Genomic DNA, 13,014 nt, shown 5'->3' with positions numbered 1-13,014 from the left:
TGATAGACAACTTGGGCGGGTAGCCAAGCGGGCGCAGCATGCTGCGCCCATACAGAGCAACTCTGTTTATTGATTGGCAGGCTGGGCCGGTTGTTCGGTTTTACCGTCGGCTTGTTGAGCCTTATTGTCCATGCTGTTCTTGAGCTGTTCGGTTTTTGCCTTGGCCTGTTGTGCCAGATCGTTAGCTCCGTTAATCGCATCGGCCTTGATGTTTTTGGCCTGATCGATCAGCTGCTGGCTTTGTTTGTCTGCATCCTGTTTGATCGCTGCAGCTTTGGCCTTGGCCTCATCAGTGAGGGCATCTGCCTGCTTGGCAGCGTCATCTTTAATGGCGGAAGCCTGATCCTTCAGCTGTTCCGTCTGGGCCGCTGCAGCCTGCTTGATTTCTTCCGCTTTGGCCTTGGCATCGTCGGTCAGTTGATCCGCTTTCTTTTCCGCCGCATCTTTCATTTGTTCGGCACTGTCTTTGGCCTTATCCAGGTGGGAATCGACCTTGGCATCATCGCAGCCCACCAGCAGTAAACCTACCATTGAGGCCAATAGCACTTTATTCCACGCTTTCACGGTCTAACTCCTTTCGGTGATCGTCAATTTGTACGACTTATCTTAGAACAGCTTTGCCGTATAAGACAAATTTGGCAACTAAATCGCGTTGTTCTCATGGCGGGTTCAACAGCGGTTGCTTTCTGTGGTAGACTCATTGCGTTTTCCTGCCAGTTTTGGTTGAGGTGCTTTTCTGAATACGCCGGCACAGCTTTCATTGCCACTTTATCTACCCGATGATGAAACTTTTGCCAGTTTTTATCCGGGTGAGAACCCATCCTTATTAGCCGCGATCCAATCCGCAGTCCGTCAGGAGCATGGTAGCTACATCTATTTCTGGTCACGCGAAGGCGGGGGACGCAGCCATTTGCTGCATGCGGCCTGTGCCGAACTCTCGCAGCGTGGCGAAGCAGTAGGCTATGTGCCCCTGGATAAGCGGGCCTATTTTGTGCCCGAAGTGCTGGACGGCATGGAACAGCTGGCGTTGGTCTGCATTGATAACATCGAGTGTATTGCCGGTGATGAAGAATGGGAAATGGCGATTTTCAATCTCTATAACCGCATTCTGGAAACTGGCCGCACCCGCCTGTTTATCACTGGCGATCGTCCGCCGCGCCAGCTAAATCTGCATTTGCCGGATCTGGCCTCGCGCCTGGATTGGGGGCAGATCTACAAGCTACAGCCACTGTCGGACGAAGAGAAACTACAGGCGTTGCAGTTGCGCGCCAAACTGCGTGGTTTCGAACTGCCGGAAGACGTGGGCCGTTTCCTGCTCAAGCGCCTGGATCGTGAAATGCGCACGCTGTTTATGACGCTCGATCAGCTGGATCGCGCGTCGATCACGGCACAACGCAAGCTGACCATTCCGTTTGTGAAGGAAATTCTGGGGCTGTAGTGGGTCACTACTCCCCCATTACCCATTTTTAGGTTATTCACCCTTCGTGTAACAGCGCACTGCGGAATGACAGAACATGCGCCTGTGCAGCACTAGCTGCGGCGTCGCTGTCCTGTGCGGCCAACGCGCTGATAATCGCCCGGCTTGCTGTCACAGGATCTCCAGCACCTGCTCCGGTGGTCTGCCGATGCGGGCTTTGCTGCCTTTGACCACTATTGGGCGTTCGATCAGTTTCGGATTGCTCACCATCGCTTGCAGCAGTTGCTCTTCGCTCAGGGTGTCATCCGCCAGTTTCAGTTCCTTGTAGAGATCTTCTTTCTTGCGCATCAATTCGCGGGCCGAAGTGAAACCGAGTTCTTGCAACAGCTTTTTCAGCTCGGCGACGGAAGGCGGCGTATCCAGATACAGCACCACCTGCGGTTCAACGCCATGCTGTTCCAGCAGTGCCAGCGTCTCACGGCTCTTCGAGCAGCGTGGGTTGTGATAAATAGTGACGTTTTTCATTTTTTCTCTTTCCTTGTTCAAATCAAGTGCGTTGGAACTTGCTGAAGGTTCTTTGCAACTGACGCAGTTGGTCAATCCGCGCGTCATAACGAGCCTGTTTCAGGCTGCCCAGTTTTTGTAATGAGCTGGCGTTGCTGAGTAAACCGATCGCCTGATCCAGACGGCCTGCCAGCGCCAGGCTTTCTGCCCGGGCGGAAAGTTCTTCATCGCGTAGACCTTGGGCGGCACTGGCCTGAGCCAACAGATCCCAGCCGTTCGGATCGTCCGGATGGGCAAAGGTATATCGGTTGAGGATTTTTGACGCTTGAGCGGGTTGATTACCCTCAACGTAGGCGTTTGCCAGATTGAGCAGCAACACCGGGTTATTGCTTTGCGCCGCATTGACCGCCTCAAGGCGAGCAATAGCCTGAGCCGCCTTATTCTGACCCAGATCGATGTCGGTCAGCAGATCCAGCAGCCAGACGTTTTTCGGATCTTTTGCCAGTAGGGGCTGAATAAGATTGCGCGCTTCGTCGTATTTCTTGGCTTCATAGAACAGGATCGCCCGGCCATATTTGGCGGCTATTTGCTCGCGAATGTTGCCTTTGCTGTAAGTGTTCAGCAGGTCTTCGCTCAGACCATAGCCTTCCGAGCTGTACATGCCCAGCGTACGTACCCTTGCTAGCAGATAGTCTTGGCTGGATTGCACCAGATGGCGCGGCATTTGGTTGGCGCGGTTGCGGGCGTCCGAAAGCCGGCTGTCTGGCAATGGGTGCGTCAGCAGCATTTCCGGTGGTTTTGAGGCATAGCGGGACTGATCGGCCAGCCTTTGCAAGAAGTCTGGCATCGCTTCGGGATCGAACCCGGCGCGCTGCAATACCTGAATACCGATACGGTCGGCCTCTTGTTCATTTGCCTGGGTGAAGCTGATCATCCCCTGCTGCGTTCCCGCCAGCGTACCGCTCAGCGCCGCCATGCCCATGGTTGGGTTGGCCATCGCCAGCAGGATAGAGCCCAGTGCGCCCACCCAGGTCAGTGGTGCGTTGCGTTGCTGGTCTTCCATTGCGCGGGCCAGATGGCGCTGGGTCACGTGTGAGATTTCGTGCGCCAGGACCGAGGCCAGTTGGCTCTCGTTGTCGGTTTCACGGAACAAGGCCGAGTGCAGCACCACGTTGCCGCCGAAGAAGGCAAAGGCGTTGATCTCGTCGTTACGGACTAGAAAGAAGTGGAACGGGGTGCGCACCGAATAGGCGCTGGCGACCAGCCGGTTACCCAACTGGTTGATATATTGGGTCAATAGCGGATCGTTGATCAACGGGGCGCTTGCGCGTAGCTGCCGCACGTAAAAATCGCCCATGGTCAGTTCCTGGCCGATGCTCAACGTCCCCCCCGCGGAAGTCCCCATATCCGGCAGTTGGTCTTGCGTTTGGGCGTTAACCGGCGCCAACGCAGAGGTGCAAAGTGAGCCGAGCAGCAGGACTGTTAACGCTGTTTTAGTCAACCGGATGGTCATAGTCAGGTCATTCCCTCAATAAAGTCATCAAGTAAGACGTCAGTATCAGATAAGAGTTCTTCTTCCGTGCCAGACTCTCCAGTACAATCAGCGCGAAAGTGCGTTGGCTCACAAAAATGCATTTTCAGGGGATCGTGCGCCTGAGCGGCAAACGTTATCACATCATAGCCAGCCACTACCCACATTGAAACGTCTGCACGGTGATAACCGGGCTAAAATTATCTAAAAATCATGTCATATCTGCTCGGCCGCATAGGGACTGGCGAGCCTCACCCCCATTGATGGAATAAGGAGCAATCTCTGATGTTGGAGTTGTTATTACAGTGGTACCGACGTCGTTTCACCGATCCACAAGCTATTGCGTTGCTGGTGATCCTGGTTGCCGGGTTCTGCATCCTTTATTTTTTTCACGGTATCTTGACCCCCTTGCTGGTGGCGCTAGTGCTTGCTTACCTGCTGGAGTGGCCTACCGCTCGCCTTCAGCGTCTGGGATGTTCGCGCACCTGGGCGGCAAGTATCATGCTGATCGTGTTTGGCGGTATTGCCATGCTGTTGGTCTTCGTGGTCGCGCCAACCGCCTGGCAGCAGGGCATCAACCTGATGACCGATTTACCGGGCATGCTCAATCAGTTCTACAACTATGCGGCGACCTTGCCGACACGCTATCCGGCGCTGGTGGATGCAGGCATCATTGATATGATGGCGCAGAACCTGCGTGAGCGTCTGTCGGGCATGGGTGAGTCGGTGGTGAAATTCTCGCTGGCCTCACTGGTTGGGCTGCTGACGCTGGCCATCTATCTGATCCTGGTCCCGTTGATGGCGTTCTTCCTGCTGAAGGACAAAGAGCAGATGATCAATGCGGTGCGCCGCGTGCTGCCGCGCAACCGTGGGTTGGCAGGGCAGGTATGGGTCGAGATGAACCAACAGATCACCAACTATATTCGCGGCAAGGTGCTGGAGATGGTGATCGTCGGGGTGGCGACCTATCTGGTGTTCTTCATCCTGGATATGCGCTATTCCCTGTTATTGGCGGTGTTGGTCGGCCTTTCGGTGCTGATCCCTTACATCGGCGCGGTGCTGGTGACGATCCCGGTGGTGGTGGTGGCGATGTTCCAGTGGGGCATTGGTGCCGACTTCTGGACGCTGATTATCGCTTATCTGGTGGTGCAAGGGTTGGATGGCAACCTGCTGGTGCCGATCTTGTTCTCCGAGGCGGTCAACCTGCATCCGCTGGTGATCATACTCTCGGTGATTATCTTCGGCGGCCTGTGGGGGTTCTGGGGCGTATTCTTCGCCATTCCGTTGGCGACGCTGGTGAAAGCCGTGATCCACGCCTGGCCGGATGACATGCTGGTGGATGTGGGGGATGAAGTGAAGTGAGAAAAATAAAGCGCAGCAACTCATGTTGCTGCGCTTTACCCTTTACTGCTGCAGGTAGTTCAGAACGATTTCGTGATGATTGGTGGTCTTGAAATCATCGAACACTTTCTCAACCTTGCCGTCGGTGCCGATCAGGAAACTGATACGGTGAATACCGTCATAGGTTTTGCCCATGAAGGTTTTCTCGCCCCAAACGCCAAACTGCTGAGCTACCTGATGATCTTCGTCGGATAGCAGCGTGAAATTGAGCAGTTCTTTCTCAACAAAACGCGAGAGCTTTTCGGGTTTATCGGTGCTGATACCCAGCACTTCGACGCCCGCCTTTTTCAATTCATCCATGTTATCCCGTAGCCCGCAGGCTTGCACGGTGCAACCTGGCGTCATGGCTTTGGGATAAAAGTAAACCAGTACTCGTTGTCCCTGGAAGTCGGCCAAATTAATTTCCTCGCCATCCTGGTCGAGTAAACTAAATTTCGGCGCTGTATCACCGGCTTTCAATGGGCTCATAACTACTCTCCATCTCTCTCATCATGCTGTGGATAGTTCACCACGCTAATACTGCCTTGTGCATTCAATTCTGTACATAGGCGATAAAAGGCTTGTTCAATATTTGTTGCATCCTGGCCACCGGAACTGTGGGCGGTGATCTGGATATAGAGCTGGGAGGGCTGATCCCCCTGTGCTGGCTGAGTCCGTGACACCAGCTCGGCAATGTTCATCTGGCTCGAATCAAACAGGCCGGTAAACCGCTCGATGATATGCGGGGAGTCTTTTACCTCAACCTGTACCCACACTGTAGCTGGCATTGGCGGTCTTTCTTGCGAGTTTGTGCGTTTCATCACGATCAGTAAATCCAGCTCGGCGCCTTTTTGCGGCAAAGTGGATTCGATCAGGGTAATCGCGTTCCAGCTACCTGAAAGCAGCATGATGAAGGTGAACTCTTCACCCAGCATGGCCAGACGGCTATCTTCGATATTGCACCCGCAGCTACTGACGTGGCGGGTGATGGCGTTGACGATACCGGGGCGATCGGCGCCCAGTGCGGTGATCACCAGATAGTGTTCATCAGGCTTAGGCAAAATGCAGCTTCCTGTCGTGCTGAATGGGGTTACCAAGGTAAACATAAAAAAAACCGCCTGCCAAGCGCTTAGACACGTTGTTTGCTTGCTTTTGGATAGGTGACAAAAGTACCATGGGTGACTTGTTTGTGAAGGGGACGGCCAATGTTTACGGGAAGTATTGTTGCACTGGTTACGCCGATGGACACCAAAGGTGCTGTCGATCGTGCGAGCCTAAAAAAACTGATTGATTATCATGTAGCCAGTGGGACTGCGGCGATCGTTTCCGTAGGAACTACCGGCGAGTCCGCCACGCTGCCCCATGACGAACATGTGGACGTGGTCTTGCAGACGCTGGAACTGGCCGCAGGCCGTATTCCGGTGATCGCCGGTACCGGTGCCAACGCCACCAGCGAGGCTATCTCACTGACGCAGCGTTTCAGCAATACCGGTGTCGTGGGCTGCCTGTCGGTCACGCCTTACTACAACAGACCGACCCAGGAAGGCCTGTACCAGCATTTCAAAGCCATTGCCGAAAGCACCGATCTGCCGCAGATCCTCTATAACGTGCCTTCACGTACCGGTTGTGACATGCTGCCGCCAACCATCGCTCGTTTGGCCAAAATTAAGAATATTGTTGCCGTTAAAGAGGCAACAGGGAACTTAAGTCGTGTTAGTCAGATCCAAGTGCTGGTTGATGATGAAGACTTCATTTTGCTGAGCGGCGACGACGCCAGCGGTCTGGACTTCATGCAACTGGGTGGCAAAGGGGTGATTTCCGTGACGGCCAACGTGGCTGCGCGTGAAATGGTCGAACTTTGCCGCCTGGCGGCGCAAGGCAATTTTGCCGAAGCCCGCCGTTTGAATCAGCGCTTGATGCCTTTGCATCAGGATTTGTTCGTAGAAGCAAACCCAATTCCGGTGAAATGGGCCTGTAAGGCATTGGGATTGATGGCAACCGATACGATGCGTCTGCCTATGACGCCGTTGACCGACGCTGCCCGTCCTGTCGTGGAGCGTGCGTTGAAAAGCGCCGGTTTGCTGTAACTCTTAGGGAGATTTGATGGCTTATTCATTGCAAAAGTCGACGCTAGCAACGGTCGTGGGATTAGCGCTGGTGATGACGCTGGCGGCTTGTTCTACCGATCAGCGCTACAAACGCCAGGTTAGCGGCGATGAGGCCTATCTTGACGCCGCACCGCTCAAACCGCTGAGCGCGCCGTCCGGCCTGATCCTGCCGGTACAAACTGGTAATTATGAAGTTCCGGCAAACGCGCAGAAAGGCGCTGTTGGCAAGCAACTGGATATCCGGCCACCGGTACAGCCGCTGGCACTGCTGAGCGGTTCCCGAGGTCAATATGCCGGTGACAGCGGCACGCTGCTGCTGGAAAGCAGCCCGCAGAACGATAACCTGTGGTCCCGCGTAGCCAGCCTGTTGCAGAGCAAAAACATTCCGATCGCCTCACGTACGGATGCCAGCCAAACGCTGACTACCGACTGGGTGAAGTGGAACCGTCTGGATGAAGACAACCAGTACGAAGGCCGCTACCAGATCACGGTACAGAAACAGGGCTACCAACAAGCGTTGGTGGTGAAAACCCTCGAACTGCGTCAGCAGGGGCAAACCGACAAGGTTACCGACCCTTCTGAAGTTCAGCGCTACAACGGTATGATGATGAACACCATCGTTGAGGGCCTGGACAAGCAGGACAACCTGTCGAGCAGCCAGTCTGCCAACCGTGTTGGTGTGTTGGACGTGCAGAGCGGTGCGGATGACACCGGCCTGCCAACGCTGATCGTGCGTGCGCCGTACACGGTAGTGTGGGATCGTTTGCCACCGGCACTGGAAAAACTGGGGATGAAAGTGGGTGACCGCAGCCGTCCGCAGGGTAGCGTCGCCGTAACCTACAAATCCCTGAGCAGCAGTGATTGGGATGCGTTGGGCGCCAAAGATCCTGAACTGAAAGAAGGTGATTACAAACTGCAGGTCGGTGATTTGAATAACCGTACCAGTTTGCAATTTATCGATTCCAAAGGTAAGCCGTTGACCCAGTCGCAGAACGATGCGCTGGTAGCGGTGCTCCAGACGGCTTTCAGTAAAACCAGCGTGAAATAACTACATCTAGGGGCTGCGGCCCCTTTTTGTTTTGCTGATACGGTATCGTTTGCGTCGCAGATTTGGCACAATAGTTATCAGCAAACCAAAGAACTTATCAGGTCAATTTTGTGCCCAGTAGGCTGCCAGGCAGCCGGAAGGTACCATCTCATTGGAGTAAGTTAAGATGCAAAAGCTAGCTGAACTGTATCGCGGCAAGGCAAAAACCGTCTACACCACCGAAAACCCGGATCTGCTGGTGTTGGAATTCCGTAACGATACGTCAGCACTGGATGGTCAGCGCATTGAGCAGTTCGATCGTAAAGGGATGGTGAACAACAAGTTCAACCATTTCATTATGAGCAAGCTGGAAGAGGCCGGTATCCCAACGCAGATGGAACGCCTGCTGTCAGACAACGAAGTGCTGGTGAAAAAGCTGGAGATGGTACCGGTTGAGTGCGTGATCCGTAACCGTGCCGCAGGCTCTTTGGTCAAGCGCTTGGGGATCGAAGAAGGTTTGCCGCTGAACCCGCCGCTGTTTGATCTGTTCCTGAAGAACGACGCGATGCACGACCCAATGGTGAACGAATCCTATTGCGAAACCTTCGGCTGGGTGAGCAAAGAGCATCTGGCGCGCATGCGCGAGCTTAGCTATATGGCTAACGACGTGCTAAGCAAGCTGTTTGACGATGCGGGCCTGATCCTGGTCGATTTCAAACTGGAGTTCGGCCTGTTCAACGGTGAAGTGGTGCTGGGCGATGAGTTCTCCCCGGACGGTAGCCGCCTGTGGGACAAGAATACCCTGGCCAAGATGGACAAGGATCGCTTCCGCCAGAGCCTGGGTGGCCTGATTGAAGCCTACGAAGAAGTCGCTCGCCGTATCGGCGTGAAGTTGGACTAATCGTTAAATCATGCCCCTCACTTTAGCACTCTCTTACAGGGGAAGGGCTAGAGTGAGGGGCAAAGCATCGAACTGAGCCTCCCACCCCTCATTCACCACTTTCCAGAAAATTACTGCATTCGCTGCGTCACGAACGCCTTATAATAGTAACCAGGGCTAGTTTCCTACGATTATTAAAAATCATCTCTGGAGTTTATTTATGCGTTGGCAAGGGCGTCGAGAAAGTGACAATGTCGAGGATCGCCGTGGGCAGTCTTCAGGTCTGGGCGGCGGCGGTGGCGGCCCCCGGATACCTATCGGCGGCAAAGGTGGCCTGATCATTCTGGTCGTGGTGCTGGTTGCCGGTTACTACGGGGTAGACCTGACTCCTCTGCTGAATGGCGGAGATGTCTCCCCACAGTCTCAGCAGCAAAGCGCCAGCATCAGCCCGCAAGACGATCAACTGGCCAAGTTTACCTCGGTGGTGCTGGCGTCTACCGAAGATAACTGGCAGGGCATCTTCAAGCAGATGGGGAAAAACTATCAGGATCCGAAACTGGTGATGTACCGGGGCGCGACGCGTACCGGCTGCGGCACCGGTCAATCGGTGATGGGGCCGTTTTACTGCCCTGCGGACGATACGGTCTATATCGATCTCTCGTTCTACCAGGATATGAAAACCAAGCTGGGCGCTGGCGGTGATTTTGCCCAGGCCTATGTGGTTGCGCATGAAGTGGGCCACCACGTGCAGAATCTCTTGGGGATTGAGCGCAAGGTTCGCCAGATGCAGCAAGGGGCTAGCCAGGCAGAGGTTAACCGCCTGTCGGTGAAAATGGAGCTTCAGGCCGACTGCTTTGCTGGCGTTTGGGGCCATTACGCCGAGAAACAGCAGATGCTGGAAGCAGGCGATCTGCAATCCGCATTGAATGCCGCGCAGGCGATTGGTGACGACCGTTTGCAGCAGCAAAGCCAAGGGAGAGTGGTGCCAGACAGCTTTACGCATGGCACTTCGCAGCAGCGTTATACCTGGTTCAAGCAAGGGTTCGATAGCGGCGACCCTAATACCTGCAATACCTTCGCCTCCCGTTGATATTACTCAGTGCCGGTGCCTAGAGCCCGGCACTCTGCTTTCAGGCCTCAATATTCATGTTACAAAAAATGCAACAACGCATGCAGCAGCAGGGTATTCGGCGGCTGTTGGTGATCAGCGGAGAATCGCAATGGTGCCGAGATCAGGCGCAGCAACTGGCGGCACGGCTGCCGGGGGACTGGCCTTGGGTCGGTAATGACGTGCCCGCAGGAATCGATGCGTTGGCGAGTCACGCGGTCAAAACCTTGTTGGGGCAAGAGCGGTTGCATGCGGTATTTGATGCGTTAGCGGGGCTGGACGTTGAAGCGCTGGCCCAGCTCTGCGGGACATTACAAGCCGGTAGCTGGTTACTGTTGCTGGTTCCACCTTGGCAAAGTTGGCCGCAGCAGCCAGATAGCGACAGCCTGCGCTGGAGCGATTGCCCACAGCCGATCGCCACGCCCCATTTTATCCACCATCTGCAACAACGGTTGCTGGCCGATAGCGAAGTGTCTATCTGGCGGCAAGGTGAACCGTTGTGCCTGGCTCCCTTACCATTACGGCCAGCTTGGCAGGCTCCCCAAGGTAATCCGAGTGAGGAACAGCAGGCCATTTTGGCCCGCTTGTTGGCTGCCGAGTCTGGGATCTGGGTATTAACTGCTGCGCGTGGCCGGGGGAAATCAACGGTGGCGGGGATGTTGATGGCCAGCAGCCCGTTAACCTGTTGGATCACCGGCCCGAGCCGCGCCGCTACCGACGTTGCCAGCGAGTGGGCCGCAGGACGGGCCAAGTTTTGGGCACCGGATGCTTTGCTACAGCATTGTTCTGAACAGGGTGCAGAGGGTGTTGGCTGGCTGCTGGTGGATGAGGCTGCAGCGATCCCTGGACCTTTACTGCAACAGTTAATGGACTATTTCCCGCGCGTATTGCTGACAACTACGGTGCAGGGATATGAAGGAACGGGGCGCGGATTTTTACTGAAGTTCTGCGCTACTTTGCCGCAGTGGCAGCCGGTAAGCTTGCAGCAACCGATGCGTTGGGCTGCGGGTGATGCCCTGGAGCGGATTATCGATCACGCCTTGCTGTTCAACGAGGAACCGGCATGGGCAGTGGCAGGGCAGTCACCCACTTTTAGTGCTATTGAACAGGCTGAACTGTGCGCCGATCCGCAACGGTTACGGCGTTTCTATGCGTTGCTCTGTAGCGCACACTATAGAACCTCACCGCTGGATTTACGCCGTCTGATGGATGCGCCCGGGATGCACTTCAGTGCGGCGTTGTTGGGGGATGAGGTGGTCGGGGCGCTATGGTTGGTAGATGAGGGCGGCTTATCGGTTGAACTGGCCCACGAGGTGTGGGCGGGCCGCAGAAGGCCGCGTGGCAATCTGGTCGTTCAATCTTTGGCGGCACATAGCGGCCAATGGTGGGCACCTACGTTGCGTTCCCGTCGCATTACCCGTATCGCCGTGTTGCCGGAGTTACGCCAGCAAGGGATCGCCAGCCGGTTGGTGAAACAGCAAAAACGTGACTCTCAGGGGGTGGATTTTCTTTCCGTTAGCTTCGGCTATACCGAGCCGCTGTGGCGGTTTTGGCAATCTTGTGGCTTCACTCTGGTGCGGATTGGCAACAAACGGGAGGCCAGCAGTGGCTGTTACACCGCCATGGCGGTGCTGGCCATTAGCGAGCAAGGGGAGGAGCTGTGCCATGCGGCGCATAAGCACTTGGCTCGGGATTGGCGCTGGTTGCGGCAACATAGCGACCTGTTGCTGGAGCTCGACGATGATACCGATCCGCTATTAAATGAAGAAGACTGGCGCGAGCTGGCCGGTTTTGCCTTTGCCCATCGCCCCTTGGAGGCTAGCCTGGGGGCACTACAACGTCTGTTGTTGAACAGCTCATTGCCCTGTGCGGCATTACGTGCGCATTTGCAGCAACAACAAACCGTGGCCCAGTGCGCTGCCCAATATGGCCTGAGTGGCCAAAAAGCCTTGCTGCGGCTTTGGCGGCAAGAGGCAGGGCAGGCGTTGCAACAGCTTAATGCGCAACATTGCCGCTACTGGCAGGAGTGGGCGCAGTCGTTGCAATAAATGGAAAGAGTTGTTCAATAAAACCCGATTTTCCTGATTTCTCCGCGGCGTATAGTAAGGGCAGTTGCCGGGTCTGTCCCGGATGTCTCTAACCTGAGGAGTCCCCTATGAAACACTCGCATTTCGTTGTCCAAAGCCCCGCAACACCGGCAGAGCAACTGATACTGTTGTTTCATGGCGTGGGGGATAATCCGGTGGCGATGGGGGAGATCGGCAGTTACTTCGCCAAAGATTTCCCACAGGCCTTGGTGGTGAGTATTGGTGGCCCATTCGCTTTTGGCAACGGTGAGGGTCGCCAATGGTTCTCGGTTCAGGGGATCACCGAACACAACCGCACGCAACGCATTGCCGAAGTGATGCCAACCTTTGTTGAAACCGTGCGCTACTGGCAGCAGCACAGCGGTGTGGGCTACGCGGGCACCGCGCTGGTTGGTTTTTCGCAGGGTTCGATCATGGCGCTGGAAGGGCTAAAAGCCGAAGCCAAACTGGCCGGGCGGGTAGTGGCCTTCAGCGGCCGTTTTGCCCAGTTACCGCAAGCCGATTTTGGTGACAGCGTGGTACACCTGATCCATGGTGAGACGGACGGCGTTATTGCTGCGGAACATGCGCAAGCGGCTGAGGCTCAGTTGCAGGCCGTTGGCGCAGATGTGACGTTGGATATTGAACCAGGCGTCGGGCATGCAATCAGTTCGGGCATGATGAATGCTGCTCTGGAGCGTTTGCATTACTACGTGCCGCAGCGCTATTGGGAAGAGGCGATGTTTGGTAAACGGGGCGATCTGATCGCCTTTAAATAAACAGCAGGGCGCTATGTGCGCCCTGAGGTTATGGCTTTTTCGGCCAGTCGTCTTCGTCGTCCCACTTGGCGTTGTTATCGCGGTGGGGCGGCAATTCAGGCTTGTTGGCCAGGAATTTTCGATGATCCAGGCGGCGTAATTCCTTGATCCCGCTAATGATAATACCTGCCAATATCACCAGGATTATCCACCAGTAGTCAGCTAACCAATGCAT

14 protein-coding genes are annotated in these 13,014 nt (G+C 55.3%); 8 read left to right on the top strand and 6 right to left on the bottom strand.

The genetic code is table 11. From position 1 onward, the window contains the following. Positions 1–66: 66 nt before the first annotated feature. Positions 67–564 carry a hypothetical protein gene (locus KGP21_RS20720; RefSeq protein WP_021807118.1) on the bottom strand — a complete coding sequence of 166 codons (498 nt, stop codon included), beginning with the start codon at positions 562–564 and terminating at the stop codon, positions 67–69. Between the two features lie 172 nt (positions 565–736). Between KGP21_RS20720 and hda the strand changes: the two genes are divergently transcribed. Beyond that, on the top strand, positions 737–1,438 hold the full coding sequence (gene hda / locus KGP21_RS20715; protein WP_024484905.1) for a DnaA inactivator Hda: 702 nt from the start codon (positions 737–739) through the stop codon (positions 1,436–1,438). A 150-nt stretch (positions 1,439–1,588) separates the two neighbouring features. On the opposite strand, the gene arsC is transcribed toward hda, so the two are convergent. After that, positions 1,589–1,942 carry an arsenate reductase (glutaredoxin) gene (arsC, locus tag KGP21_RS20705; RefSeq protein ID WP_021807116.1) on the bottom strand — a complete coding sequence of 118 codons (354 nt, stop codon included), beginning with the start codon at positions 1,940–1,942 and terminating at the stop codon, positions 1,589–1,591. A 22-nt stretch (positions 1,943–1,964) separates the two neighbouring features. Next, a complete protein-coding gene (locus KGP21_RS20700; protein WP_021807115.1) occupies positions 1,965–3,434 on the bottom strand; it encodes a M48 family metallopeptidase in 1,470 nt (489 codons plus the stop codon). Between the two features lie 303 nt (positions 3,435–3,737). On the opposite strand from KGP21_RS20700, the gene KGP21_RS20695 reads away from it, so the two are divergent. Further along, a complete protein-coding gene (locus tag KGP21_RS20695; protein WP_021807113.1) occupies positions 3,738–4,814 on the top strand; it encodes an AI-2E family transporter in 1,077 nt (358 codons plus the stop codon). Between the two features lie 42 nt (positions 4,815–4,856). Here the strand turns inward: KGP21_RS20695 and bcp are convergent, their stop codons facing one another. Together bcp and KGP21_RS20685 are read right to left on the bottom strand one after the other, a co-directional pair. Next, a complete protein-coding gene (gene bcp / locus KGP21_RS20690) occupies positions 4,857–5,321 on the bottom strand; it encodes a thioredoxin-dependent thiol peroxidase (RefSeq protein WP_021178751.1) in 465 nt (154 codons plus the stop codon). A 2-nt stretch (positions 5,322–5,323) separates the two neighbouring features. Beyond that, complete coding sequence (locus KGP21_RS20685) at positions 5,324–5,938, bottom strand: glycine cleavage system transcriptional repressor (protein WP_021807112.1); 615 nt, start codon at positions 5,936–5,938, stop codon at positions 5,324–5,326. Positions 5,939–6,037: 99 nt separating this feature from the next. On the opposite strand from KGP21_RS20685, the gene dapA reads away from it, so the two are divergent. The 6 genes from dapA to ypfH all read left to right on the top strand — a co-directional run bounded on the left by dapA (position 6,038) and on the right by ypfH (position 12,800). Further along, positions 6,038–6,919: a 4-hydroxy-tetrahydrodipicolinate synthase gene (gene dapA, locus KGP21_RS20680; RefSeq protein ID WP_021807111.1), complete on the top strand. Its 882-nt coding sequence runs from the start codon at positions 6,038–6,040 to the stop codon at positions 6,917–6,919. Positions 6,920–6,935: 16 nt separating this feature from the next. After that, positions 6,936–7,988, top strand: coding sequence for an outer membrane protein assembly factor BamC (gene bamC / locus KGP21_RS20675; RefSeq protein WP_021178748.1), 1,053 nt, complete (start codon positions 6,936–6,938; stop codon positions 7,986–7,988). Positions 7,989–8,154: 166 nt separating this feature from the next. Then, positions 8,155–8,868: a phosphoribosylaminoimidazolesuccinocarboxamide synthase gene (purC, locus tag KGP21_RS20670; protein ID WP_021178747.1), complete on the top strand. Its 714-nt coding sequence runs from the start codon at positions 8,155–8,157 to the stop codon at positions 8,866–8,868. A 199-nt stretch (positions 8,869–9,067) separates the two neighbouring features. Beyond that, the gene (locus KGP21_RS20665; RefSeq protein ID WP_021807109.1) at positions 9,068–9,937 is read left to right on the top strand and encodes a neutral zinc metallopeptidase; all 870 of its coding nucleotides are present in this window, start codon (positions 9,068–9,070) and stop codon (positions 9,935–9,937) included. Between the two features lie 56 nt (positions 9,938–9,993). After that, complete coding sequence (locus KGP21_RS20660) at positions 9,994–12,003, top strand: tRNA(Met) cytidine acetyltransferase TmcA (RefSeq protein ID WP_223536157.1); 2,010 nt, start codon at positions 9,994–9,996, stop codon at positions 12,001–12,003. Positions 12,004–12,110: 107 nt separating this feature from the next. Continuing rightward, a complete protein-coding gene (gene ypfH, locus KGP21_RS20655; protein WP_094982742.1) occupies positions 12,111–12,800 on the top strand; it encodes an esterase in 690 nt (229 codons plus the stop codon). A 28-nt stretch (positions 12,801–12,828) separates the two neighbouring features. Here the strand turns inward: ypfH and KGP21_RS20650 are convergent, their stop codons facing one another. Continuing rightward, positions 12,829–13,014, bottom strand: coding sequence for a YpfN family protein (locus KGP21_RS20650; RefSeq protein ID WP_021178743.1), 186 nt, complete (start codon positions 13,012–13,014; stop codon positions 12,829–12,831).

Origin of the sequence: Serratia sp. JSRIV004 (genome assembly GCF_019968705.1) — a bacterium.
In the GTDB taxonomy this organism is placed as follows: Bacteria; Pseudomonadota; Gammaproteobacteria; order Enterobacterales; family Enterobacteriaceae; genus Chania; species Chania fonticola_B.
This window is presented reverse-complemented; position numbering and strand designations above follow the sequence as displayed.

Coding starts and splice junctions, on each gene's coding strand:
- KGP21_RS20700 (WP_021807115.1), bottom strand. CDS start 3,434: ATGACCATCCGGTTGACTAAAACAGCGTTAACAGTCCTGCTGCTCGGC.
- KGP21_RS20665 (WP_021807109.1), top strand. CDS start 9,068: ATGCGTTGGCAAGGGCGTCGAGAAAGTGACAATGTCGAGGATCGCCGT.
- arsC (WP_021807116.1), bottom strand. CDS start 1,942: ATGAAAAACGTCACTATTTATCACAACCCACGCTGCTCGAAGAGCCGT.
- dapA (WP_021807111.1), top strand. CDS start 6,038: ATGTTTACGGGAAGTATTGTTGCACTGGTTACGCCGATGGACACCAAA.
- KGP21_RS20650 (WP_021178743.1), bottom strand. CDS start 13,014: ATGCATTGGTTAGCTGACTACTGGTGGATAATCCTGGTGATATTGGCA.
- purC (WP_021178747.1), top strand. CDS start 8,155: ATGCAAAAGCTAGCTGAACTGTATCGCGGCAAGGCAAAAACCGTCTAC.
- bcp (WP_021178751.1), bottom strand. CDS start 5,321: ATGAGCCCATTGAAAGCCGGTGATACAGCGCCGAAATTTAGTTTACTC.
- KGP21_RS20660 (WP_223536157.1), top strand. CDS start 9,994: ATGTTACAAAAAATGCAACAACGCATGCAGCAGCAGGGTATTCGGCGG.
- KGP21_RS20695 (WP_021807113.1), top strand. CDS start 3,738: ATGTTGGAGTTGTTATTACAGTGGTACCGACGTCGTTTCACCGATCCA.
- ypfH (WP_094982742.1), top strand. CDS start 12,111: ATGAAACACTCGCATTTCGTTGTCCAAAGCCCCGCAACACCGGCAGAG.
- KGP21_RS20685 (WP_021807112.1), bottom strand. CDS start 5,938: ATGTTTACCTTGGTAACCCCATTCAGCACGACAGGAAGCTGCATTTTG.
- bamC (WP_021178748.1), top strand. CDS start 6,936: ATGGCTTATTCATTGCAAAAGTCGACGCTAGCAACGGTCGTGGGATTA.